This window comes from Streptomyces sp. NPDC033180, assembly GCF_055577645.1.
Window position 1 is genome coordinate 766,250 of the sequence record NZ_JBVIPU010000001.1, and the last position, 22,995, is coordinate 789,244.

General features: G+C 71.9%; 16 protein-coding genes and 1 pseudogene. 11 read left to right on the forward strand and 6 right to left on the reverse strand.

Translation table 11 applies throughout. The features are described 5' to 3' along the window. The first annotated feature begins 168 nt into the window (after positions 1-168). Genes ACZ5WE_RS03555 through ACZ5WE_RS03595 form a run of 9 tightly spaced genes read left to right on the forward strand, consistent with a single transcriptional unit; the run spans position 169 to position 11,578 of the window. The gene (locus ACZ5WE_RS03555) at positions 169-1,335 is read left to right on the forward strand and encodes a glycosyltransferase family 4 protein (RefSeq protein WP_467690883.1); all 1,167 of its coding nucleotides are present in this window, start codon (positions 169-171) and stop codon (positions 1,333-1,335) included. Beyond that, the gene (locus ACZ5WE_RS03560; protein WP_467690884.1) at positions 1,332-2,051 is read left to right on the forward strand and encodes a class I SAM-dependent methyltransferase; all 720 of its coding nucleotides are present in this window, start codon (positions 1,332-1,334) and stop codon (positions 2,049-2,051) included. Before ACZ5WE_RS03555 ends, ACZ5WE_RS03560 begins: the two co-directional genes overlap by 4 nt. Next, positions 2,048-6,577 (forward strand): alpha-(1->3)-arabinofuranosyltransferase domain-containing protein, encoded by a 4,530-nt coding sequence (locus tag ACZ5WE_RS03565; RefSeq protein WP_467690885.1) that lies wholly within the window; start codon positions 2,048-2,050, stop codon positions 6,575-6,577. The genes ACZ5WE_RS03560 and ACZ5WE_RS03565 overlap by 4 nt, the downstream gene beginning before the upstream one ends. Further along, positions 6,574-8,220, forward strand: a complete 1,647-nt coding sequence (locus ACZ5WE_RS03570) for a condensation protein (RefSeq protein ID WP_467690887.1) — start codon at positions 6,574-6,576, stop codon at positions 8,218-8,220. The genes ACZ5WE_RS03565 and ACZ5WE_RS03570 overlap by 4 nt, the downstream gene beginning before the upstream one ends. After that, positions 8,217-8,975, forward strand: a complete 759-nt coding sequence (locus ACZ5WE_RS03575) for a class I SAM-dependent methyltransferase (protein ID WP_467690888.1) — start codon at positions 8,217-8,219, stop codon at positions 8,973-8,975. Before ACZ5WE_RS03570 ends, ACZ5WE_RS03575 begins: the two co-directional genes overlap by 4 nt. 15 nt (positions 8,976-8,990) lie before the next feature. Further along, positions 8,991-9,896, forward strand: a complete 906-nt coding sequence (locus ACZ5WE_RS03580) for a hypothetical protein (RefSeq protein WP_467690889.1) — start codon at positions 8,991-8,993, stop codon at positions 9,894-9,896. After that, on the forward strand, positions 9,896-10,123 hold the full coding sequence (locus ACZ5WE_RS03585) for a Trm112 family protein (RefSeq protein ID WP_160504877.1): 228 nt from the start codon (positions 9,896-9,898) through the stop codon (positions 10,121-10,123). Before ACZ5WE_RS03580 ends, ACZ5WE_RS03585 begins: the two co-directional genes overlap by 1 nt. Beyond that, positions 10,120-10,974, forward strand: coding sequence for an FkbM family methyltransferase (locus tag ACZ5WE_RS03590; RefSeq protein ID WP_467690890.1), 855 nt, complete (start codon positions 10,120-10,122; stop codon positions 10,972-10,974). Before ACZ5WE_RS03585 ends, ACZ5WE_RS03590 begins: the two co-directional genes overlap by 4 nt. Then, positions 10,955-11,578, forward strand: coding sequence for a hypothetical protein (locus ACZ5WE_RS03595; protein ID WP_467690891.1), 624 nt, complete (start codon positions 10,955-10,957; stop codon positions 11,576-11,578). Before ACZ5WE_RS03590 ends, ACZ5WE_RS03595 begins: the two co-directional genes overlap by 20 nt. Here ACZ5WE_RS03595 and ACZ5WE_RS03600 read toward each other — a convergent pair. From ACZ5WE_RS03600 to ACZ5WE_RS03610, 3 genes are all read right to left on the reverse strand, one after another. Continuing rightward, on the reverse strand, positions 11,506-12,714 hold the full coding sequence (locus ACZ5WE_RS03600; protein WP_467690892.1) for a Cmx/CmrA family chloramphenicol efflux MFS transporter: 1,209 nt from the start codon (positions 12,712-12,714) through the stop codon (positions 11,506-11,508). The two genes, ACZ5WE_RS03595 and ACZ5WE_RS03600, sit on opposite strands and share 73 nt — an antisense overlap. Positions 12,715-13,030: 316 nt before the next feature. After that, a complete protein-coding gene (locus ACZ5WE_RS03605) occupies positions 13,031-13,915 on the reverse strand; it encodes an ATP-grasp domain-containing protein (RefSeq protein ID WP_467690894.1) in 885 nt (294 codons plus the stop codon). A 204-nt stretch (positions 13,916-14,119) separates the two neighbouring features. Continuing rightward, entirely contained in the window at positions 14,120-15,100 is a 981-nt protein-coding gene (locus ACZ5WE_RS03610; RefSeq protein ID WP_467690895.1) for a helix-turn-helix transcriptional regulator, read from the reverse strand. A gap of 63 nt (positions 15,101-15,163) precedes the next feature. Between ACZ5WE_RS03610 and ACZ5WE_RS03615 the strand changes: the two genes are divergently transcribed. Further along, the gene (locus ACZ5WE_RS03615; RefSeq protein ID WP_467690896.1) at positions 15,164-16,312 is read left to right on the forward strand and encodes an epoxide hydrolase family protein; all 1,149 of its coding nucleotides are present in this window, start codon (positions 15,164-15,166) and stop codon (positions 16,310-16,312) included. A gap of 142 nt (positions 16,313-16,454) precedes the next feature. Here the strand turns inward: ACZ5WE_RS03615 and ACZ5WE_RS03620 are convergent, their stop codons facing one another. After that, positions 16,455-16,751 (reverse strand): hypothetical protein, encoded by a 297-nt coding sequence (locus ACZ5WE_RS03620; protein ID WP_467690898.1) that lies wholly within the window; start codon positions 16,749-16,751, stop codon positions 16,455-16,457. Between the two features lie 220 nt (positions 16,752-16,971). Here ACZ5WE_RS03620 and ACZ5WE_RS03625 point away from each other — a divergent pair, with 220 nt between their 5' ends. After that, entirely contained in the window at positions 16,972-18,666 is a 1,695-nt protein-coding gene (locus ACZ5WE_RS03625; protein ID WP_467690899.1) for a serine/threonine-protein kinase, read from the forward strand. On the opposite strand, the pseudogene ACZ5WE_RS03630 reads toward ACZ5WE_RS03625, so the two are convergent. After that, a pseudogene (locus ACZ5WE_RS03630) lies at positions 18,659-18,916 on the reverse strand (DUF488 domain-containing protein); the annotation flags it as partial. The gene ACZ5WE_RS03625 and the pseudogene ACZ5WE_RS03630 sit on opposite strands and share 8 nt — an antisense overlap. 332 nt (positions 18,917-19,248) lie before the next feature. After that, positions 19,249-22,971 (reverse strand): S8 family serine peptidase, encoded by a 3,723-nt coding sequence (locus ACZ5WE_RS03635; protein ID WP_467687855.1) that lies wholly within the window; start codon positions 22,969-22,971, stop codon positions 19,249-19,251. Between the last annotated feature and the right edge of the window lie 24 nt (positions 22,972-22,995).

Here is a 22,995-nt window from a genome sequence, read left to right on the forward strand (position 1 = left end):
CGTCGAACACGGCGGCGAAAACTAACGACCCCACCCGAGCACAGTCCCCGCACCGCCCCCGCACCACCCCCGCACAGTCAGAGCACAGCACCTCCGTTAGCGACCCCCGAACGGTGCAACCCCCCATAGCGACCTCACGGTTCCGCACCCTGACGAGTTGGAGCACGCATGCCCCAGCACGTGCCTTCTCCGCTGCGCGCCGCCACCCCGCGGGTCGCGCAACGGCTACCGGCACCTCCCCCGCAGCCGCGCCGGATCGTATTCCTCGCCCGTCGCGACCTCGCGAACCCGGCCGCGGGCGGATCCGAACTGCTCGTCGACCGTCTTGCCGACGGCCTGAGCAAGCTCGGCCATCAGGTCACCCTCCTGTGCGGGGGCCCTGCCGCCTCCCGTGACTACCGCGTCGTGTCGGCGGGCGGTGACCTCGGGCACTATCTGCGCTCGCGGTCCGCCTTCACCCGGCAGGTCGGCGACTGCGACCTTCTGGTCGAGGTCTGCAACGGCATGCCGTATCTGGCGCCGCTGTGGCACCGCGGGCCCACGCTGTGTCTGGTCAACCACGTCCACACCGATCTGTGGGGGATGCGCTTCCAGGGTGCGCTCGCCCCCGCGGCCCGGCTCGGCCGAAGACTCGAACACTGGTCGCTCTCCGGTGCCCAGCGCGGCAATCTACTGGTGGCCGTCTCGCCGTCGACGGCCACCGCCCTGCGCGCGATAGGCGTCGAGCGTGAGCGCATACGCATAGTCCACAACGGGGTAGAGGAGCCGGGCCCGCTCCACCCCCGCTCGGACGAGCCGATGTTCCTCGCGATGGGACGACTCGTCGAGTACAAGCGCATCGATCTGCTCCTTCGGCTCTGGGAGCGCGTCAGGCCCGTCACCGGCGGACGTCTGGTGATCGTGGGCGACGGTCCGGAGCGCGAGCGGCTGCGACAACTCGCAGGAGCCGGCGTCGAGTTCAGGGGCCATGTCTCCGAGGCGGAGAAGCACCGGCTGCTCTGCGAGGCGTGGATGCTCCTGCACCCCTCGGCCGTCGAGGGCTGGGGCCTGGTCATCACCGAGGCGGCGACCCGCTCGACCCCGGCGATCGGCTTCGACGTACCGGGCGTACGTGACTCCATCGAGGACGGTGTGACGGGGCTGCTCGCCCGGGGCGAGAGTTCCTTCGCCGCCGCCTGGTGCACCCTGGCGCTGAGCACGGAGCGCCGCGAGACCTTCGGCAAGGCGGCGGGCGAACGGGCCACCAGCTACCGGTGGGCCAATTCCGTACGCGAGTTCCAGGCGGTGGCCTCCGAGGCGATCGTCACGCACCAGGCCGCCCAGGGGTCCGCGTGAAGGACCCGTCCCTGCGCCGATCCGTCACCCTCTTCCGGGCCTTTCTGCGCGAGCAGCAGGAGCCCGAGCGGTGTTACACCCTGCTCGCCCGTGACGCCGCCGACCAGGTCGAGGCCTATGGACCGGTCAAGGGCCGTGTCGTCGTCGATGTCGGCGGCGGCGGTGGCTATTTCACCGAGGAGTTCCGGCGGCGCGGCGCGCAGAGTTTCCTCTTCGAGCCGGACCCGGCCGAGCTGGGCGCCAAACCGCCGGAGGGCGCAGTCGTCGCCGACGGCTACCTCCTCCCTTTGGGGGACGGCGTCGCCGACGTCGCTTTCTCCTCCAACGTCCTGGAGCACGTGGACGACCCGCAGACGTTCCTCAGCGAGATGGTGCGGGTGACCAGGCCCGGCGGTCTGATCTACGTCTCCTTCACCAACTGGTACTCGCCGTGGGGCGGCCACGAGTGGGCGCCCTGGCACTATCTGGGCGGCGCCCGTGGCCGCGCCCGCTATGAACGACGTACAGGCAAGGCAGCCAAACACACGCTCGGCGAGAACCTCTTCGCCCACCACGTCGGCCCGACCCTGCGCCAAGTGCGGGCGAGGGGCGACGTGTCCGTCGTGTCCGCACGGTCCCGCTACTGGCCCTTCCTGGCCAGTGGCATCACCAAAGTGCCGGGTGTACGCGAGTTCGCCACCTGGAATCTCCTTCTCATCCTCAGGCGGTGTCCATGACCACGGTCCAGGCCCCACCCCCGGCGGCAGTCCGGCCAACGGCTGACGCCCCCGAACCCGGCAGAGGGCCGCGCTCGAAGCGCTGGCTGCTCGGGTTCTGGGCCGTGGTCCTCGTCCTCTTCCTGGCCGTGAAGCCGGGGCGGATGACGTTCGACACGAAGCTGGGAGTCGCCGTCGACCCCTGGCAGTTCCTCTCCGACCTGGGCCAGCTGTGGCACGACCGGGGCGGGTTCGGCGGCATCCAGGACCAGTACGTCGGCTATACGTGGCCGATGCTGCCGTTCTACGGCCTCGCGGACCTCGTCCAGCTGCCGGTGTGGCTCGCGGAGCGGCTGTGGCTCTCACTGATCGTGGCGACCGCCTTCTGGGGTGCGCTGCGGCTGGCCGAGAGGTTGCAGATCGGCAGCAGTGCGAGCCGGCTGCTCGGCGCGGTGGCGTACGCCCTGTGGCCGACGTTCACGGTCGTCGTCGGGTCGACGTCGGCGGCGGCGCTGCCCGGCGCTCTGCTGCCGTGGGTGCTGCTCCCGCTGACGAACGACCGCATCAGCGCACGCTCTGCCGCCCTGCGGTCCGCGCTCTTCATCCCCTTCATGGGCGGCGTGAACGCGGCGGCGACGCTGGCGTCCCTCCTTCCGGTGGGCCTGTATCTCCTGTCGCGGCCGAACGGCCCGCGCAAGCGGAAGCTGATCACCTGGTGGGTGCCCGGCGTCATCCTCGCCACCGCCTGGTGGGTGGTGCCGCTCCTGATGCTCGGCATCTACGGCGAGAACTTCCTTCCCTACGTGGAGAACTCGGCCACCACGACCGGCACGATGTCGGCCACGGAGACACTCCGCGGCGCCGGCAACTGGGTCGCCTATCTGCACTTCGGTGAGGCGTGGCTGCCCGCCGGGTGGACGGTCGCGACGTCCGTGGTCGTCGTGGTCTGCTCGGCGCTCGCCGCAGCCCTCGGCCTCGCCGGGCTCGCGCGGCGCGATCTGCCCGAGCGGCGCTGGCTCGTCCTGACCGTGCTGTCGGTCGCGCTGATCACGCTCGCCGGGTACGGCGGCTCGTTCGGTGCGCCCTTCCACGAGACGGTGCAGTCGTGGCTGAACGGCGGGCTCGTCCCCTTCCGGAACATCTACAAGTTCCAGACGGGCCTCGCGCTCGCGCTGGTCTTCGGTCTGATGCATCTCGTGGGCGTGGCCGCGCAGGCGCGCGGGGCGCGGCCGGTGCGCGGGCGCAAGTTCGCCCCGCTGATCGCGGCCCTGCTCGTGCTGCCGGGTCTCGCTTTCCCCTACCTGAACGGCTCGATCCTCCAGCCCGGCTCGTTCCAGAAGCTGCCCGACTACTGGGAGGCGACGGGCGACTGGCTGAAGAAGTACTCCCCCGACTCCCGCGCCCTCGTGGTGCCCGCCACCGCGCACGGCATCTACACCTGGGGCTCGCCCATCGACCAGCCCCTCGACGTACTCGCGGAGTCGCGCTGGGCGCAGCGGGACTACGTCCCGTTCGGCACGGCGGGCAACCGGCGCGCGATGGACGCGGTGGAGCAGGCCCTCGCGACCGGTGGCGAGGTCCCGGGACTGCGGGACTACGTGACGCGCGCGGGCCTGTACTACGTCGTCGTACGCAATGACCTCGACCCGGATCAGGTCGGCAACATACCGACCGCGACCGTGAAGCGGACCCTGGAGGAGTCGGGCTTCGAGCGGGTCACCGGCTTCGGTCCGACGGAGACCGGCGGGAAGATAGCGAACGACACGCCCCTCCAGGTCGAGGGCCTCTACCCGCGCCAGCGCGCCGTGGAGATCTACGCACCCGGGTCGGGAGCCGAGCGGCCCGGTCAGGCCGGGATCAAGCCGGTCTCGAACACGGCCGTGGTGAGCGGTGGCCCCGAGTCGCTGCTCCAGCTGTCCGCCGACCCCTCGATGCGGGACCGGCCCTCCGTCCTGACGGGCGACAACCACCCGGGCGTCGGAACTCCCGGCCTGCAGGCGGTCGGTGACGGTCTGCGCCGCGCCGACACGCGCTTCGGCCTGGTCAACTCCAACACCTCCTACACGTACACAGCGGGCGAACGCAACGCGAGCGGGGCCCTCCAGGACGCGGGCAAGAAGCCGCACCAGATCCTGCCCACCACGGGCGTCGAGCACCAGACGACGGCTGAGCTGCGCGGCGCGAAGTCCGTGACGGCGTCGAGCTACGGCAACTGGCTCTTCCATCTGCCGCAGTACGACCCCGTGAACGCCTTCGACGGCAATCCGGCCACGGCATGGGCCGAGGGCAGCCCCGGAAAGCCCGACGGTGCCTGGATCAAGGCCGAGTTCAGGTCCAAGGAGTCCGTCCCGTCCTCGATCCGGCTCACGCCGCTGCCGCAGGAGGGTGTGCGGGCCGCGCCCACCCGGGTGCGGGTGGAGACGGAGCAGGGCAGCCGCACGAGTTCGCTGCAGCCCAACGGCATGCGCCAGAGCGTCAAGGCGCCCGCGGGCGAGTCGAGTTGGCTCAAGGTCACCATCCTGGACGCGGAGATCGGCAAGGCGGGTCTGACGGGCGCGGGGTTCTCGGAGATCACCGTTCCGGGTGTGCGCGTGACGAAGCTGCTGCAGCTGCCCACGGACACCGGGCTCGCCCCGAACCGGGAGCCTGCGGCAGGCGCCGACGCCACGACGTACTCGATGCACCGCTCATCGGACCCGAGCGCCCTGTCGCCGGTGAACACCGAGTCGGGGCTGCACCGCCGCTTCACGAGTGCGGCCGAGGCCGAGTACGAGGTGAAGGCGAGCGCGGTCGCCATGCCGGGGTCCGAGCTCGACAAGCTGCTGTACAAGGTGGCGCCGGAGCAGAAGGACCAGATCGTCGCGAGCGCCGACTCCACGTCCAGGCTCGGAGGCGGTCTGTCGCCGCGCAATCTCACGGACGGCGATCTGACGACGGCCTGGATCGCCGGCGACAGTCCCGTGATCCATCTGAGGTGGAAGGGCAAGGAGGCGATCGACGAGATCGTCCTGCCGGCTGCGGGCGGGCTCTCGACGCGCCCTGTAAAGGTCGAGATCAGCTCGCCGGACGGCGCGGCGATCGCCGGCGTCGACGAGAACGGCAACGTGCGGTTCCCGCCGATCACCACGGACGAGCTGACCATCACGGTCACCGAGACCGCGCCGCTGACGGTCCACAACCCGGTGGCGGACGACGAGTTGCAGCTGCCGGTGGGGCTCACCGAGGCCTACGTCCCGGCGCTCGACAAGTACCGGACGAAGCAGCCCAAGGCCTCGGCGACCTTCGAGCTCGCCTGCGGTGAAGGCCCGGACCTCGCCGTCGACGGCAAGCTGCACGCCACGAGCGCGAAGGGTTCGGTACGCGATCTGGTCGAGCGGCGGCCCATCGAGGTGACGCTCTGCTCGCGCGGTTCGCAGGACACGGCCCTGTCGCTCGGCGCCGGCAAGCACACCGTCGAGGCCGGGGACGCCGGCCCGCTCGTCCTCATGGACGTCTCGCTGACGCAGGGGACACCGGGCGCGATCGACGAGGAGTCGCGCTCCCTCGACATCAGGGACTGGCTCGGCGACCGGCGCGAGGTGTCGGTGGGCGCGGGCGCGGCCTCGTACCTCTCGACCTACGAGAACATCAACGACGGCTGGAAGGCCACGCTGAACGGCAAGGAGCTGTCGTCCGTACGCCTCGACGGCTGGCAGCAGGGCTTCCTGGTCCCCAAGGGCGAGGGCGGCACGGTCAAGCTCTCCTACGAGCCCTCGCGGATCTACGAGATCGGCCTGATCGGCGGCGGTATCGGGGTGTTGGCTCTCATCGCCCTGGTTCTGGTCCGGCGCCGCGAGCCGAACCCGGACGGTCCGGACGTGGCGCCGCCCGCGCCGGGGCTGATCCTCGGCACGGTGGCGCTGACGCTGGTGGCCGCGGTGATCGCGGGCTGGTTCGCGCTGCTCGTGCCCGCGCTCGCCCTCCTTGCCTGGCGCCGTCACGCGCTGCTCGTCCCGCTCGCCTTGGTGGCGATGGCGGGGGCGGGGATCGCGGCGGCGGTGGGTGCCGGTGAGCCGGCAACGGCGGACGAGGGCGCGTTCAGCCCGGCGGCCCAACTCCTCGCGCTCATCGCGCTGTTCGCGGCGCTGGTGAGTGTGCGGGGGGCGGCAGCAGGGGCTCCGGTGACGTCCGCGTCCCCCGGTGGGGGTGGCGAGGCCGCTCCGTGGGAGCCGCCCGCGCACCAGCCGCCGCCCCCGGCGCCTCCGGTGGCTCCTCCGACGACGCCACCGCCGGGCCCCGACAGGGACCTGGGGACGGCTCCGCTGCCGCGCCGGAAGCGCGGCGAGAGCGGGCCGGGCTCCCGTGGCCAGGACGCCGGTGGCGCTCCCCAGGCGACGACCAGCTCGACCATCTCCGCCAGGGGCCCCGCGTCGGCCCAGCCGGAACCGGCGCCGCCGGGTACGCGGACCACGCGGACCACGCGCTTCAGGCGGCGCAGGCCAAGGGCGACGGACGGGCCGGTGGGAGCCGCGGCGCCGTCCGCCCCCGGGGAGGACACGGACCGATGACCGCACTCGATCACCCGGCACGTCACGCGGACGGACCCGAACGGCCCCCGGAGCGCGTGCCGTTCCCCGTCGTCGACGAGGTCGCAAGGCACTGCCTCCAGGAGGAGGAGCCGGAGACGGTGCACATCGAGGTGCACCTGCCCGGCACCCCGGACCCGGCCCGCCTGAAGGCCGCGTTCACCGAGGCCCTGCGCCGCCACCCGCGCATCCTGATGCGGGAGGCGCGGGGGCCTTGGTACCGCCGCCGCTACGAGTGGGAACTGACGGCGGAGCCGGACGTGGAGGTGGTGACGTTCCCACCCCCGGAACGAGACGCCCTGAAAAAGGCCCGCACCCGCTCCCTCTCCGAAGCCCCACCGCTGTCGGCTTCCCCGCCGATCCGCTTGGAGGTGATCGCCGCCGAGGCGAACGCCTCCGGCGGGGGTGACGGTACGGGCGGACCGGGCACCCCGGCGTCGCCCGGCGGCGAAGCCGCCGCCGACGGCCGGGCGGACGCCAAGTCCGGTGTAGACATCACCCCCAGCAGCCCAGTCGCCGCTGACAGCGAGGGGGGCGCAGGTGACTCCAGTGGCCCTGGCCTCGTCGGCACCGGCCCTGTGGGGGGCCTTCAGCCCGTGGGCGCCTCGCCCTTCCCGGGCGTCGGCGGCCCCGACGCGGGCGTCACGTCACCCGGTTCAGGGCGCCCCGCCAGTGCTAGCGTCCTCTTCCTCACCATCAACCACACCGCCCTCGACGGCCCCGCCTGCCTCCGTGTGCTCGCCACCGCCGCCGAGTTGTACGGTGGGCAGGACAACTCCCCGGCCGCTCCTCCTCTGCGTACGCCCTCCGCCTCCGTGCCCGAGAGTGCGGAAGGCGTCGGCGATGCGCCCTCGGGGTGGGCTCCGCCTGCCCGTGTCTCGCGTGGCACGCCCGAGCCCTCTACCGGCAACGGCATGCTCGTCGCCGAGTTGCCTGTGCCCCGGCGGCCCAAGGGGGCGCCGTTCACCGTGAACGATCAGCTCATGGTGGCGACCGCGCTGATGATCGCGCACTGGAACCGGGAGCACGGAGCGCGGCCGAAGCCGTTCCGGATCACCATGCCCGTCGACGACCGGACCCGGGACATGGACATGCCCATCGGGAACGGGACGCGCCTTGTGGAAGTGCCCTTCAGTGCTGATGAGTTGACCTCCGAGGCGTGGGGGCCCGAGGACATCGGAGCACTCCTGCGCCGCACCGCCGACCGCACCCGCGCCCTCAAGGCCCTCTCCCGGCCCCAACTCGGCCGGGGAGCGGCCCTTCTGACCTCACCCGTCCTGCCCGTCACCTTCAGAGCCGCCGTCACGCGCGGCCTGCGCAGAGCCGCCGCGCCCTGGACCTCCACCACGCTGCTCAGCAACATCGGGCGCGTCCCGTACTCCCTGGACTTCGGTGACGCCGGTCGCGCGCACGCCGTCTGGTTCTCCGCGCCCGCACGGCTGCCCCGCGGCCTGACCGTGACCACGGCGTCCACCGCGGGCCGTCTCCATGTCGCACTGCGCTGGTCGAAGTCCCTGCTCAGCAGCGGCGACGGTGCCCATCTGCGCGATCTCTTCGAGCACTACCTCCACGCGACTGAGCACACGGAGCACACGGAGCACACGGAGGAGGGGGCCACGTCATGAGCAGTGCAAGCACCAATACCAGTTCCAGTACCAGTACCGCTCCCCGTGATCTGCGGGACTTCTACGAGGACCCCTCCGTCCCCGTCGCCTCCGGCGACGCCCGCAGCATCCGCCAGGCCCGGATGCTCGCCGACGCCCTCGGCCCCGCCACCGCCCGCACCGCCGTCGTCCTCGACATAGGCTGCGGCGACGGCACCGCGGCCGCGACCGCGGCACCGCTTCTCGCCGGGCATCGCGTCGTCGGCGTCGACTGGTCCCAGGACGCCCTCAAGCGGGCCCACGCCCATCTGCCGTACGTCGTACGCGGTGAACTCACCGACGGCGGACTCCCGTTCGGCGACGGCTCCGCCGATGCCGTGCTCTTCAGCGAGGTCATCGAGCATCTCGTCGACCCCGACAGCGCACTCGACGAGCTGCGGAGAGTGCTCAGGCCAGGAGGGCATCTGATGCTGTCCACGCCCAACCTCGCCGCCTGGTACAACCGCGGGCTCCTGCTCGCGGGGGTGCAGCCCGTCTTCTCCGAGGTCAGTCTGCGCGGCATCCACGGGCGTCCGGGAAGCGAGGTCGTCGGGCATCTGCGGCTCTACACCGCCCGCGCGCTGCGGGAGTTCGTCGCCGCGTCCGGCTTCGAGGTGGTGCGCGTCGCCGGTGCGCCCTTCCACGGCGTACCGCGTCCGCTGCGCGCCCTGGACCGGCTCGCCTGCGCCGTGCCGAGCGCCTCGTCGATCCTGCTGCTGCACGCCCGAAGGTCGTAGACCATGTGGTGGGGTGTGACCGCGGCCCTGCTTGCGAACGTCCTCTACAGCACTGGGTTCGTCCTGGAGAAACGTGCCCTCACCGCGATGCCCTCCGTCAGCGTGCGCAGCCCGGCACGGCTGCTCAGGCAGGTCATCTCGAGCCCGCTGTGGATCGGCGGATCGCTCGCGCTCGCCGCCGGGTTCGGCGCGCAGCTCGCCGTCTACCGGACGCTGCCGATCGCCGCCGCGCAGGGCATCTTCGTCTCCGGGCTCGTGCTCCTGCTGCTGCTCTCCTCCGTACTGCTCGGGGAGCGGACTTCGGGGCGTGAGCGGTACGCCGTCGGGGCCATCCTCCTCGCGCTGCTCATGGTCGTCCTCTCGCTGAGCGAGGAGGCGGACACCGTGAGCCGCAGCGCGCCCGTCCCGCTCGTCCTCACGGTCTGCCTGCCCTCGCTCGCCGCGGGGGTCCTGCTGTACGGATCGGCCGAGCGGCGGGCCAAGCACCGGCACCGGCTGCCCACGACGGGCGTCGAGTACGGGGTCGCCGTCGGACTCCTCTACGGCGTCAGCTCGCTCGCGATCAAGGGCGTGTCGAGCTATCTGACCACGGACGAACTCGGCTCCGCGCTGCTCGACCTGCTGCGCTCCCCGTATCCGTATCTCCTGCTGTTCACCGGCGCGTTCGGCCTGGTCATGTCGCAGGCGGCGCTGCAGCGCTGCCGGGCCTCACTCATCGTCCCCGTGTGCACGACGGTTACCGCGCTGTTCACCGCGGTACTCGGCACGCTGGCCTTCGGCGAGCCGCTGCCCGAGGAACCGCTGCGGCTCGCCCTGCGGATCGCGGGCACGGCGCTCGCGGTGTCCGTGCTCCTCGCCATGCCCAAGCATGACGCGGCCCCGCCTCAACCAACGCCGCCGACCAAGGAGTTGACGAGCTGATGAACCCCGAAGACCCCCTCCTGAAGATCCTCGCCTGTCCGCTGGACAAGGGGCCGCTGCACCTCCTGGAGCCCGCGGAGCCCCTCGTACCGGAGGAGGTGCTCTACAACCCGCGGTTGCGCCGCCGCTATCCGATCATCGACGGCATACCGCAGCTCCTGCCCTCGTCCGGCGAGCAGATATCCGAGGACGAGCACGAGCAGCTCCTGAAGCGGATCTCCCCGTGACGGGCCCCGAAAGGTCCGCCCCCAAGCCCCACGACACCAAACCCCACAAGACCGTGGCGGCCCGCCTCGCCCCGCACCTTCCCGCCCGCCTCATCGGCGCCGTGGCCCGCCTCGTCTACCCCCGCTTCGAGCCGGAGCTGGCCCGCCTCGCCGACCTCTGCCCGCGCGGCTGCGGCACGGCGGTGGACGTCGGCGGCTGGTACGGCCCCTGGTCGCGCCGCCTGGCCTCGCGTGCGCGCCGCGTGGTGACCGTGGAGCCCGTACCGCATCTGGCCAGGTTCCTGGAGACCTCCACGCCCGGCAACGTCCGGGTGATCCAGGCCGCGGCCACCGACCGCCCCGGCACGGCACGGCTCTGGCTGCCGCAGGGCGACCGCGGGGACCGCGGGGTCTCCTCGCTCATCCGCAGGGACATCCACGCCAAGGCGGTCGAGGTGCCCTGCCTCACCCTGGACGGGCTCGGCCTGCGCGACGTCGACTTCATCAAGATCGACGTGGACGGCAACGAACTGCCGGTCCTGCACGGCGCCCGCGATCTGCTCACCCGGGACCGGCCGGCCCTCTTCATCGAGCTGGAGTCCCGCATCCAGCCGATCGAGCCGATCATCGAGCTGCTCACCCGGCACCACGGCTACCGGGGCTGGGTGCTCCCCCACGACACCTGGGTGCCGCTCGACGGCTTCGATCTGGAGGCGCACCAGAACGACACGTCGTACGTCGTGTCGCAGGGGCTCCTTCGCCGGGTGCTCACACCGCGCAGGCCCCGGTACGTCAACTCGGTCCTGTTCCTTCCCGGCGGGCGCCGCCCGGGAGCGGCGGCGGTGCGCGACCATGGAGCGCATGTCCGCTAGCTCCGCGTTCACCCCGCTCGACTTCCAGCTGGTCCTGTTGCGCCGCATGGCCGACCACAACCCGGACCTGGTGGAGGCGGCCCGTCACGAGCTCGGCGTCTCCATCGCGGACATGCGCGAGGCCAACCGCCGCTGGCAGGCGATGTCCCGTTCGCCCCGCTCGCGCGGCGCCGCCTCCCGCTACCGCTCGGTGCTCGGCGCCCCCGAGACCACGGCGGCCCGGCAGATCGGCGACCTGGAGTGCGAGGCCCTGCTGTGGCCGGTGCCGCTCTGGCCGACCCTGCGCTTCGAGGTCCTGCGCGCCCCGAACGGCGCGGTGTGGAACGAGTGGCTGATCCGCGCGCCCGGCACACCGGGCCCCGCACTGCGCACCCTGGACGACCTCACCCCCTGGTCGTGCACGGTCGACGAGGCCGCCCGCGCGTTCGCCCCGGCCCGCCCCATGGAGGGCACGGCGCCCACGCTCCCCCATAGCCTTAAGGGCATGGGAGGTACCGCCAGACTCGCCTTCACCGCGCCGGACGGTGCGGGTCAGCCGCGCCGCTGCGTGGCCGAGTTCACCTGGGGACTGCTCCAGCGGCTGTCGTTCCCGGACGCGGGCTGACGCTTCCCCAGTGCCACGGCCCCGACCACCAGGGCCAGCGCCACGAGCAGCGCGCTGACCCACAGCGGCGAGCGGTGGCCGAGCCCCGCCGAGAGGGCGAGGCCGCCGCCCACGGGACCGATCGCGGCGCCCACGTTCAGCGCGGCCGTGGCGAAGCCGCCCGCGAGGGTGGGGGCGCCGGTCGCCGCGTACAGCGCCCGGGTGATCAGGGCGGAGCCGACGCCGAAGGACAGCGCGCCCTGGACGAGGACGAGCACGACCGCCGCCACGGGGTTCTTGGCGGTGAGCGCGAAGAGCACCCACCCGGCGAGCAGCGCCACCGCGCCCGCGAGGAGGAACCGTACGGGTCGCGCGTCGGCGAACCGTCCCGCGACCGTGACTCCGACGAACGACCCCGCGCCGAAGAGCGCGAGCAGCACGGGCACCCAACTCTCCGAGAAAGCGGCGACGTTGGTGATCAGCGGCGAGAGATAGGTGAACGTACAGAAGGTGGCACCGTTCACCAGGGCGCCGAGAAGCAGCGTGACCAGGAGACCCGGGTCGCGCAGCGAGCGCAGCTCCGCCCGCGCGTCGGCCCCTGCCGCGTCGGGCGCACCGGCGGGCACGGAGCGCAGGATCGCGATGACGGCGGGCACCGAGACGAGGGCCACCGCCCAGAACGCGGACCGCCACCCCCAGAACTGCCCGAGCAGCGCGCCGCCCGGGACGCCCGCGACGCAGGCGAGAGTGACGCCGCCGAGCAGCACCGAGGTGGCCCGCCCCTTGGCGTTCGGCTCGACCATGCCGATGGCGGCGACGAGGGCCACCGCGAGGAACCCGGCGTTGGCGAGCGCACCGACGACCCGGGTCGCGAGCAGCACGGCGAAGCTGGTGGTCAGCGCGCCGACGACATGGACGAGCAGGAAGGTGACCAGGAAGGCGAGCAGCGCGGTCCTGCGCGGCCGGCGGCGGCCGATGACGGCCATCACCGGCGCACCGATGACCATCCCGACGGCGAAGGCCGAGGTCAGGGTGCCCGCGGTGGAGAGGGACACATCGAGGTCGGCGGCGATGTCGGGGCCGAGACCGGAGAGCATGAACTCGGAGGTTCCTTGCGCGAAGACGGCAAGGCCGAGCATGTAGAGAGCAAAGGGCATGAGGGAACTCCGCACCCACGTCAGCGATCGACCGGCAGGGCGGCGGATGGCCGCCGGCCGGGAAAAGGGAAGGTCAGTCCGCGCGACGGCAAAGGATCCAGCGACGTGGGCCAGGCAGCGCCCCCCGAAGGGGCGCGGGGAACTGCGCGACCAGCCACGACACGCCCGCAGTTGCGCACAACCAGGTTCGCGGGGGGCTCGGCTTCGGCAGAACTACTCAGCCACCGGACATGCCGGGCCGGTGGCTAGGATCTGTCGGACTCGGGACTGGACATGGCCGCAGGCTAATCAGGCCTCACGCACCACGTCCACCCGATTAACTCGCGGCGGCCAGTATCTCCTTCGTCACGGCCGCCGGCGAGGCCCGGTGCAGGAAGAGGAAGAGATTCGGCTCGACGAGTTCCAGCTCCATGACGCAGGGCACGTCACTGTCCGCTCCATCGACGAGGTCAACCCGCGCGTACAGCAGCTCGGGCGAGCCCGGAACCGCGGCCAACGCCTGCTCGGCGACGCCGAGTTCGGCAGGCGTCGGCGTCCACGGGCGCAGGTCGGGATGCGGCATCTTCTCGTCGTCGTACGCCGTGCCGGGCGCGAGCACCGCGCCCTTCTGTATGGCGTGCAGGAACCGCCCGCCGACGAAGACGAGCGCGCGTTCGCCGGTCTCGTCGATGCGGGGCATGTAGGGCTGCACCATCGCGGTCAGCCCTTCCGCGTGCATCCGTTCGATGTGCGCCGCGGCGGCCTCGTACTCGCCCTTCTCGTACCGGCCCGCGAAGCGCGCGCCCGCACCGTACGCGGGCTTGACGACGAACGGGCCGTCGTCCGGTATCTCCACCGCGTCGCCGGGCGCCAGATAGACGGTAGGCACGACGGGCACTCCCGCCGCCGCGAGCTCCCCCAGGTACCGCTTGTCGGTGTTCCAGCGCACCACGGACGCCGGGTTGGCGAGCACGGTGAGCCGCGCGACCCGCCCCGCCCAGGCCAGGAACTCGGTGAGGCGCTCGCTGTAGTCCCAGGCGGACCGGATGACGACGAGGTCGAAGCCTTCCCAGTCGACCCGCGGGTCGTCCCAGGACACGGTGGCGACATCGGCGCCCGCCGCGCCGAGCGAGCGCGCCAGCTCGGGGAGGTCACGGTCGAGGCCGGTCTCCAGCTGGGGCCTGCTGGTGACCAGGGCGATCGTGGGGCGGTCGGGTGACACGTGGTCCTCCAGGGTTCGATGATCCGCCCCGCAGGCTAACAACAGGTCGACGTGCTCCCGACAAGACCCTTGCCCTGGTCAGCGGGGTGACCCCACCAGACCCGTCTCGTACGCGATGGGCAATGACGCCGATGCTGTGCGCGACCATGTCGCGCGACTCCCTCGCGACGCACAGCCGTTCCGCGGTGATGGCCTGGGTCGGACCTAGTCCGCCCGCCCCGCCTCCCCCAGTGCCTCCCCCACCGCCTCCGCCAGCCGATCCGCCAGCCCCCGCACATGCGCCACCAGCTCGGCCGGCTCCCGTACCTCGAAGCGCACCCCCGACAAGCCGACCCACAGGGCCAGTTCGTCGAGCGAGTTGGAGCCGCAGCGCAATTCGCAGCTGTCCGTGCCGAGCGGCTCGACCGAGGCCACGGTGGGCGGCATCCGCTCGGTCACCACGGCCGCCGGGGCGTGCATCACAAGGCGGGCCCGGTAGCGGTACGGCGCGCTGGAGATGGAGCGGGAGGCATAGCCGGCGATGTCCGTGTCGGGCAGCTCGCGCGGGGTGAAGCGGGGCCCTCCCGGGGTGCGCAGGGTCAGCCGGTCGATGCGGAAGGTGCGCCAGTCCTCGCGGTCGGTGTCGTACGCGACGAGATACCAGCGCTGCCCCGACGCCACGAGGCGATAGGGCTCGGCGCTGCGGCGGCTCTGCGCCCCGTCCTGCGCGCGGTAGGTGAAGCGCAGGCCCTCGTGGTCGCGGCAGGCGGCGGCGATCGCCGTGAGCGTGTCCGGGTCCACCGGGGGCCCGCCCGACGCCAGCGGCACGGTGGCCGTCTGCAGCGCGTGCACCCGGCGGCGCAGGCGCGAGGGCAGCACCTGTTCCAGCTTGGCGAGCGCCCGCACCGAACTCTCCGCGATCCCCGCGACGGTGCCGCCTGCCGCGGTGCGCAGCCCCACGGCGACGGCCACCGCCTCCTCGTCGTCGAGCAGCAGCGGCGGCAGCTCGGACCCGGCCCCGAGCCGGTAACCGGCCACGCCCGCGCTGGCGTTGACGGGGTAGCCGAGCTCACGCAACCGGTCCACGTCGCGCCGGACGGTGCGCACGGTGACGCCGAGCCGTTCGGCGAGATCCGCGCCGGACCAGTCACGGTGGGCCTGGAGCAGGGAGAGCAGCCTGAGAAGACGCGCGGAGGTTTCCAACATGTCCCCCACTCTGCCCGACGGTTAGGACCGCACCTGTCCTAACCGGTCCCTAACGTGTACAGCATGAACACATTCGAGAAGGCGCAGGAACAGCCGAAGCCGCAGGAACGGGTCCACCCCTTCCGTATCGCCGTCCCGCAGGCCGAGCTCGACGATCTGCGCGAGCGCCTGGCCCGCACCCGCTGGCCCAGCGAGATCCCGGGCCAGGGCTGGAGCCGCGGCGTCCCCGTCGGTTATCTCAAGGAACTCGTGGCGTACTGGGCGGACGGCTACGACTGGCGTGCCTGGGAGGCCCGGCTGAACGCCCACCCGCAGTTCACCACCGAGATCGACGGCCAGAACGTGCACTTCCTACATGTGCGCAGCGACCGCCCCGACGCCCTCCCGCTGATCCTCACCCACGGCTGGCCCGGCTCGGTCGTCGAGTTCCTCGAGCTGATCGAGCCGCTGTCACGCGACTTCCACCTGGTCATCCCCTCCATCCCGGGCTTCGGCTTCTCCGGCCCGACCGCCGAAGCGGGCTGGTCCACGCAGCGCGTCGCCGCCGCTTGGGCCGAGCTCATGCGCAGGCTCGGCTACGAGCGTTACGGCGCGCAGGGCGGCGACTTCGGCAGCGGCATCTCGCGGGCGCTCGGCCTGATCGCCCCGGAGAGCGTCGTCGCCGTGCATGTGAACGGCGGCACCACCTACCCCAGCGCCGATGAGGACGATCCGACGCTGACCGACCGCGAGCGGGCCAGGGTGCAGCGCATGAACACGTTCATGAGCGAGGCGGGCGGGTACATCGCCATCCAGTCGACCCGTCCGCAGACCCTCGCGTACGGCCTCAACGACTCGCCCGTCGGCCAACTCGCTTGGATAATCGACAAGTTCAGGGACATGACGGACCTGAGCAAGGAGCTCCCCCACGAGGCGGTGGACCGCGACACGCTCCTGACCGACGTCACCCTCTACTGGCTGACGGGCACCGCGGGCTCCTCGGCCGCCCTCTACTACGAGGACAGTCAGTCCTGGGGCGAGCAGGAGACGTCACAGGTGCCCCTGGGCATCGCACAGTTCACCGTGCAGGACATCGCGTTGCGCCGGGACGAGGAGAAGGTCAACAACGTGGTGCGGTGGGCGGACTTCGACCGCGGCGGCCACTTCGCGGCGCTGGAGGCCCCGGACCTGCTGCTCACCGAGATCCGGGAGTTCTTCACCGACTACCGCTGAACACTGACCACCGGCCCTGGCCACCGGCCCTGAGCACCGGTGGCCGGCGAGCACCGGAGGCCGGTGAACACGCGGCGCCCCGCGGGGGCGGGCGCCGCGTGCCTCTCCCCCCGCCCCGGGAGGAATGGAGCGGGGCAGGGGATCAGAGGACGAAGACGCTCTGGGCCGTCTCCGTGTAATACGTCTCGCCCGGGTGGACCAGCCACTCGACCGGGCCGCCGCAGCCGGGTCCGGAGTGGACCTCGGCGACGGAGTCGGTGTGGTTGGTCACCGAGGACGGGAACCAGTCGACGGAGTAGCAACCGCTCGGGTCGTCGTGCTCGGAGCCGTTGATGATCAGGACACCTTCCGCCGCGTACGCCGATCCCGGCACCGCGACCGTCAGGGTCGCGGCGGCCGCGAGCGCCCCCAGGGCCAGGGCCATGCGTCGTCGCTTCATGTTGAGATCCCCTCCACCGTGCGGACCGCTCCCGACGGCGTTCCGCTGGAGTCACCCACAGTAGTCGTCCGAGTGCGTCGGGTGTCCGGCGCGCGGTTGCACCTGCCGTCGGCATGTGCGCCCTTCACCTCCCTTCACCGCTCGGTCACGTCACTCACGCAGCACGGTCACCCATCAGCCCAACTGCGCCTTTTACAACAGGAGTTCGTATGATGCGGCCATGGCGAGTCACGGGGATCTCATAGCGGGGCGCTACCGCATCACGACGCCGCTCGGGCGCGGCGGCATGGGCACGGTCTGGCGGGCGGAGGACGAGCTCCTGGGCCGTGCCGTCGCGGTGAAGGAACTGCACGTCGACGCGGGCCAGTCGGCCGTCGACGCCGCGGGGCGGCGCGAACGCACGCTGCGCGAGGCGCGCTCGGTCGCGCAGGTGAAGCACCCCGGCATCCTGGTCCTGCACGACGTCGTCCAGCACGACGCGCAGCCCTGGCTCGTGATGGAGCTGATCGACGGCCGCTCGCTCGCCGACCGGATGGCCCTGGAGGGCCCGGTCCCGCCTGCCGAGGCGGCCCGCATCGGCCTCGCCCTGCTCGCCGCGCTGCGCGCCGCGCACACGGCCGGGGTCCTGCACCGCGACCTCAAGCCCGCGAACGTACTCCTGGAGGCGGGGACGGAGCGCGTGGTGCTCTCCGACTTCGGGATCGCGCAGGTCGCCGGGCAGACGACGCTCACGGAGACGGGCGCGTTCGTCGGCTCGCCCGAGTACACCGCCCCGGAACGCATGGCGGGCAAGCGCACGGGCCCGGAGTCCGACCTGTGGTCGCTCGGGGTGCTGCTCTGCGCGGCCGTCGAGGGCGAGTCGCCGTTCCACCGCGACTCGGTGGCCGGAGTGCTGCACGCCGTCGTCATGGACGAGATCAGGGTCCCGGATTCGGCCGGTCCGCTGACTCCCGTCGTACGGGGCCTCCTTGAGCGGGATCCCGAGCGGCGGCTCGGCGCCGACGAGGCCGAGCAGGCGCTGCGTGGCTTCCTGGTGGAGGAGCGGATGCCCACCGTTCCTCGCTCGCCGGTGGCCCGCAAGCCCGCGACCGAGCCACCGGCCGACGACGCGATCATGCTGGGGGCGGCCCCGGCACCGGCCGCGCGCCCTCGCATCCGTACGGCCCTCCTGGCCGGCGCCCTGGTCGTCGCACTCGCCGCGGGCGGCACCGGCGCGTGGATCATGACGCGGGACGACCCCGGCACGGGGACGCAGGCAACGGGACAGGGCGGCCCGGCGGACGAGGTGCGCGAGAAGCGGGAGAGGATCAAGGAGCCGGGCAAGAAGCCCTCCAAGAGCGCCGACAAGCCGAAGAAGCCCGGCAAGAAGAGCCCCGCCGCCCCCAAGCCATCCCCGGGAGGCACCGGCAAGGCCACCCCGGCCGGAACGGCCGGCCCCGACAAGCCGGACAAGCCCGCCGGCAACGACCCGGCCCCCGCGGGCTACCGGACGGTCCTTGACCCCACCGGCTTCAAGATGGTGACGCCCACCGGCTTCGCCCGCTCGTCCGAACCGCCCCGCGTCTACTACAACTCGGCGGACAACGCCTTCCGCATCGGCGTCCACCCCCAGCCGCTCGACCCGGAGGGGCCCCTGGCGGTGATGCGGGAGGCGCACAAGGACGGCCCGTCGGACTACCCGGGCTACCGCGACGGTTCCGTCCGGCAGACCACGCACAACGGCCACCCCGCCGCCGTCTGGGAGTTCACCTGGGACGGCGGCTCCGGCGACGGCGGGCCACGCCGGACCTACGACCTGAGCTGGGACGAGGGCGGCAAGATGTACGACCTGTGGGTCTCGGCGCCCGCCGGGCAGGCAGCGAAGGGCGAGAGCCACTTCGTCGAGGCGCACCGGTCCTTCGCACGGACAGGGTGACCGTTCCGGCGTCCGCGAGTTCGCGCAGGTGGTGGATGGCCTCCTGCTGCTCGGGGCCCGCCAGCTCGGCGCGGTAGCGGCGGCCGAACTCCGCGTACTGGTCGTGGTGTTGGTGGAACCAGTTCCGCAGCTCGTTGGAGGGCGTGACCTCCTTGAGCCATTCGTCGACGGCCGCCCGCTCCTTCGAGACGCCGCGCGGCCAGAGCCGGTCGACCAGGACGCGTACGCCGTCCGCGAGAGAACCGAAGATGCGAACAGGGGAGCAGTTGTTCCCTGGAACAGGTGATCGTCACGCCAGGGATTGCATGTGACGCAAGTGATTGACGATGATTACGGAACGCAAGCAACGGGCTGCAGACCGTAGTTGCCGCGTTCCCGGTCCATGTCCCGTACGAGGTCCGGGAGTTGGAACATCCTGAGAAAGTCCCACAAGGAGAAGCACCACCATGAACATCATCACTGACGTCGTCGCCGGTATCGCCCACTTCCTCGGCTGGCTGGTCTGACGTCACCCGAAGTTCCCGCAGCGGCGCCGCCTCCCCCGTCCCAGGGGAGGCGGCGCCGCCGTGTCGGGGCCCTGCCCTACCGCACCCCCACCGCGCGGATGATCTCCTGGCTGACCGACCCGCCCCGGTCATCCCGCACCGAGGCCCGCAGCGAAACGAACTCCGCACTGCCGGGCACCTTAAACTTCCCGTCCCAGGCGGCCTTGCGGCCGTCGCGGTCCAGGCCGACGCCCTTCCAGCTCTTCCCGTCGTCGTACGACACCTCGAGCTCGCCGCCGTCGATGGCACCGGTGTCCACCGCTCCCTCGACGTACTCGGAGAAGATCTGGACCTCCACGGACCGCCCGCCCCGCACGTCACCCGCGAGATCCGTGTCCACGTCGAACCCGAGGTTCAGCAAGGGCAGGAAGCTCTTCCGGTCGCTCGCCGTCTCCTTCGACTTGAAGGTCCACTCCGAGTGGCCCTTCGTGGCGAGCCGCCACCGCTCGGGATCCAGCGTCGTGTCCGTCACGACCTTGTACGTCGTCAACGCCGGATTCGCGTCCCACACGTACACCCCCGAACTCTTCCGCCGGTCGACCAGCTCCCCGTCCGCGTACACCTCGCTGACCTGCGTCATCGAGTCCTCGTTCCACACGTCGCCGAATCCGGTGTGGTCGGGTCCTGAATCGCCCCATCCGGGAACGTTGAACTCCAGGGTGTTTCCCCTCCGCTGCTGGCCCCAGCCGAGGCCCGTCCCCATCCACGGGTGCCACACGGGCTTGAACCAGTTCAGCTCACCCCTCTTGCCGCCCCGGTAGCTGACCAGACCGCTCCGCTCCTCCAGGGCGCCCGGCCCCACCGACACCGACTCGTGCCACAGCTGGCCGGCCCCCGTGGACGCGTGGTCCGTCCGCTCGACGGGGTAGTCGATCTTCTCCTGGAAGCCGATCCCGACGGAGAAGGTGTCCGTGAGCGAGTAGCGGAACTCACCGCCCGCCACCGGCTTCACCGCGTGGAACTTCGTGTCCAGGGTGGCCAGTTCACGCTTGGACGGCTCGTACGTCAGGTCGCCGCGGGGCACCGCGCCCTTGTGGCCCTCCGAGACGTCGTAGACGTAGGGCGTGCGGGATGTCGCCGTGGTCTCCACGGCGCGTCCCGCCTTCGCCGCCGCGAGCAGCCGCGCACCGTCCGCCGCGTCAACCGTGCCGATCTGGAGCGGACGGTCCCCGTTGTCGTCCGTACCGAACCAGGCGTTGAGCCTGCCCGGCGCGTCGTCCGTCACGAACAGCGCCCTCACGCCCGCGTCCTGGGCCGCCTGCGCGAGCTGAGAGGGCGTCACCTCTCGTGCGTCGGGCCGCCGCACGATGACGGCCTTGCCCTTCACGTCCTTGCCCGCGTACTCGGCCGCCGTGCCGCCGCCCACGTTCACGATCGGCAGCTTGGTACGGCCGTCGCTGACCGTGCCGCCGGGCTGCGCGACCACTTGGCCCAGGCCCTTCACGTCCAGGGTCGGCTTGCCGAGGCGCCAGACGGTGCGGTACTCGAAGCTGCCGTCGGCCACTTTCGCGGTGGGCGCCGCGAAGACGCTGTCGTACTTGACGGGCACCTGGACCGCGCCCTGCAGCTGGGCCCCGTTGGCCCGGCGGTCGTACTCCATCAGAAGCTGGCGGGTCTCCGTCCGCTTGCCGACGTCCACGCCGACCTCGCGCAACTTCCGCCCGTCCAGGGTGACTTCACTATCCCGGTCGAGGACGACCTCGGGCGCGGCGAGGAAGCCGATGCCAAGGGAGTCCTTGCCCTTGCTGCCGCGCACGTCGAGGAACGAGGAGAGGGCGTACGTCCCGGGCTTCAGGCGCAGCTCCAGGGTCCCGGAGTCGCCGACCTCCGCCTGCGCGGGGTCGACCTGCTCGGCGAGCCGCTGGAGGACCAGACCGGCGCCGGTCGGCGTGCCGTCACGATCCTTGACGTGGACGGTGAGCGTGTACCGCTCCTCCTCCTTGACCAGGCCGAAAGCCGTGTGCGCGACAGGCTTCCCCGCGGCGCTCGCGACAATCCGCCCACTGGTGTTGCCGACGGGCGCCTTCGCGCCGTCGCCGGTCACCGTGGTCGACGCGGTGCCGTGCGCGGGAACGGTGAGCGTCTGGTCGGCGAGGGTCGCGACGCCCTCGGCCGCTCCCTCGGTGGCGAGGCGCAACTCCACCGCTGTGTCGGATGAGTTGGCGTACGTCACCGTCTTCGTGACGGGCTCGTTGCCCTCGTACGGCCAGGGGTGGAAGCCGAGGTCGGCGCTGCCGGTAGCAGTGACCCCCGCGTCGATGGCGTCGGGGACGCTGACGCGACCGGCGCCCAACTCATACGCAGAGGCGTCGAGTTGCTCGGACGTCGACATCAGGGCGTCCTTCAGCCGTGCCCCGCTCCAGTCCGGGTGCTTCTCGGCGAGCAGGGCGGCGACACCGGCGATGTGCGGGGTCGCCATCGACGTACCGCTCATCTCGGTGTAGTACCCCTCACCGGCGACGAGTTGCGAGCGAGCGGCGAGGATGTCGACGCCGGGCGCGGACAGGTCGGGCTTGAGGGCGTTGTCGCCGTATCGCGGGCCCTGGCTGGTGAAGTACGCGGCTTTGTCGGCGGAGTCGACCGCGCCGATGGTCAGCGCGGCGTCGGCGGCGCCGGGCGAGCCGATCGACGAGGGGGCGCCGGTGTTGCCCGCGGCGATGACGAAGAGGGCGCCGGTGTCCTTGGAGAGGGTGTTGACGGCGGCGGCCATGGGATCGGTGCCGTCACTCGCCTCCTGCGAACCGAGGCTCATCGACACGACTTTGGCGCCCACGTCCTTGGCCGCCCACTCCATTCCGGCGATGATCTGCGATTCGCTGCCGGAGCCCTCGTCGCTGAGCACCTTGCCGACGGAGAGTTCGGTGCCGGGCGCCACACCCTTCTCCTTGTTGCCGTCGGACTCGGCGCCGCTGCCGCCTACGGTCGAGGTCACATGGGTGCCGTGGCCGTTGCGGTCGGCGACCTCCTCGCCCGGGATGAAGCTCTTGCTCGTGCCCACCCGGTCCTTGAGGCCGGGATGGCCCGCGTCGACGCCCGTGTCGAGGACGGCCACCTTCACGCCCTTGCCGGTGAGCCCGGCCTCCCAGGCCTCGGGGGTGCCGATCTGCTCGTTGCTCTGCGCCATGTCGGCCTCGACCCGGCCGTCGAGCCAGATCTTGTCGATACCGTCGGCGAGAGCGCCGCGGGCGGCGTCCGGGGTCACGTCCGGGGTGACGTCCCCCCAGAAGGCCCCCGGCTCGGCCGCTGTCACGGCCAGGCCGCCCACGCTGGGCAGCGACCGCACCTTGTCGGCGCCGCGGGGAGTCGCCGGGCCGAGGCTGCCGCGGCGCGCGCTCTTCTCGTACGTGACGATGAGCGGCAGGGCGCCGCCCTTCTCCTTCCCGAGCCCCTGGCGTATCAGCTCCGTCACGTCGAAGAGGCGCTCGTCGAGGGTGCCCGCGCTCAGATAGGGCCGCGCCTCGTCCGGTACGACGGTGATGCGGTCACCGGTTATCTCGCTCCGGACGGCTCCGGTGGCCCCGACGGGCCGGTCGACGGTGACGGTCCTCTTGCCGCCGCCGAGTTCCGTGACGGTGACCTTGTCGCCGGTCACGAGGGTGACCGTGTGGGCGGCGGGGGTGGCGGGGGCGGCGGGGGTGGCCCTCCCCTGCGGCACGTCGGAAGGAGCCGCGGTAGCGGCCTGCCCTGCCGGCAGCAGCGCGAACGCGAGGCCGACGGCCGGCAGCAGGCTGGCTCTTCGCCACGCGGGTGATCGGGTCATGTGTGCCCTCTCTTCGTCGGACCC

Excerpts from the sequence above, each read along its gene's own strand:
- ACZ5WE_RS03635 (WP_467687855.1), bottom strand. The coding sequence starts at position 22,971 with ATGACCCGATCACCCGCGTGGCGAAGAGCCAGCCTGCTGCCGGCCGTC.
- ACZ5WE_RS03595 (WP_467690891.1), top strand. The coding sequence starts at position 10,955 with ATGGAGCGCATGTCCGCTAGCTCCGCGTTCACCCCGCTCGACTTCCAG.
- ACZ5WE_RS03610 (WP_467690895.1), bottom strand. The coding sequence starts at position 15,100 with ATGTTGGAAACCTCCGCGCGTCTTCTCAGGCTGCTCTCCCTGCTCCAG.
- ACZ5WE_RS03565 (WP_467690885.1), top strand. The coding sequence starts at position 2,048 with ATGACCACGGTCCAGGCCCCACCCCCGGCGGCAGTCCGGCCAACGGCT.
- ACZ5WE_RS03625 (WP_467690899.1), top strand. The coding sequence starts at position 16,972 with ATGGCGAGTCACGGGGATCTCATAGCGGGGCGCTACCGCATCACGACG.
- ACZ5WE_RS03615 (WP_467690896.1), top strand. The coding sequence starts at position 15,164 with ATGAACACATTCGAGAAGGCGCAGGAACAGCCGAAGCCGCAGGAACGG.
- ACZ5WE_RS03585 (WP_160504877.1), top strand. The coding sequence starts at position 9,896 with ATGAACCCCGAAGACCCCCTCCTGAAGATCCTCGCCTGTCCGCTGGAC.
- ACZ5WE_RS03570 (WP_467690887.1), top strand. The coding sequence starts at position 6,574 with ATGACCGCACTCGATCACCCGGCACGTCACGCGGACGGACCCGAACGG.
- ACZ5WE_RS03620 (WP_467690898.1), bottom strand. The coding sequence starts at position 16,751 with ATGAAGCGACGACGCATGGCCCTGGCCCTGGGGGCGCTCGCGGCCGCC.
- ACZ5WE_RS03600 (WP_467690892.1), bottom strand. The coding sequence starts at position 12,714 with ATGCCCTTTGCTCTCTACATGCTCGGCCTTGCCGTCTTCGCGCAAGGA.
- ACZ5WE_RS03575 (WP_467690888.1), top strand. The coding sequence starts at position 8,217 with ATGAGCAGTGCAAGCACCAATACCAGTTCCAGTACCAGTACCGCTCCC.
- ACZ5WE_RS03555 (WP_467690883.1), top strand. The coding sequence starts at position 169 with ATGCCCCAGCACGTGCCTTCTCCGCTGCGCGCCGCCACCCCGCGGGTC.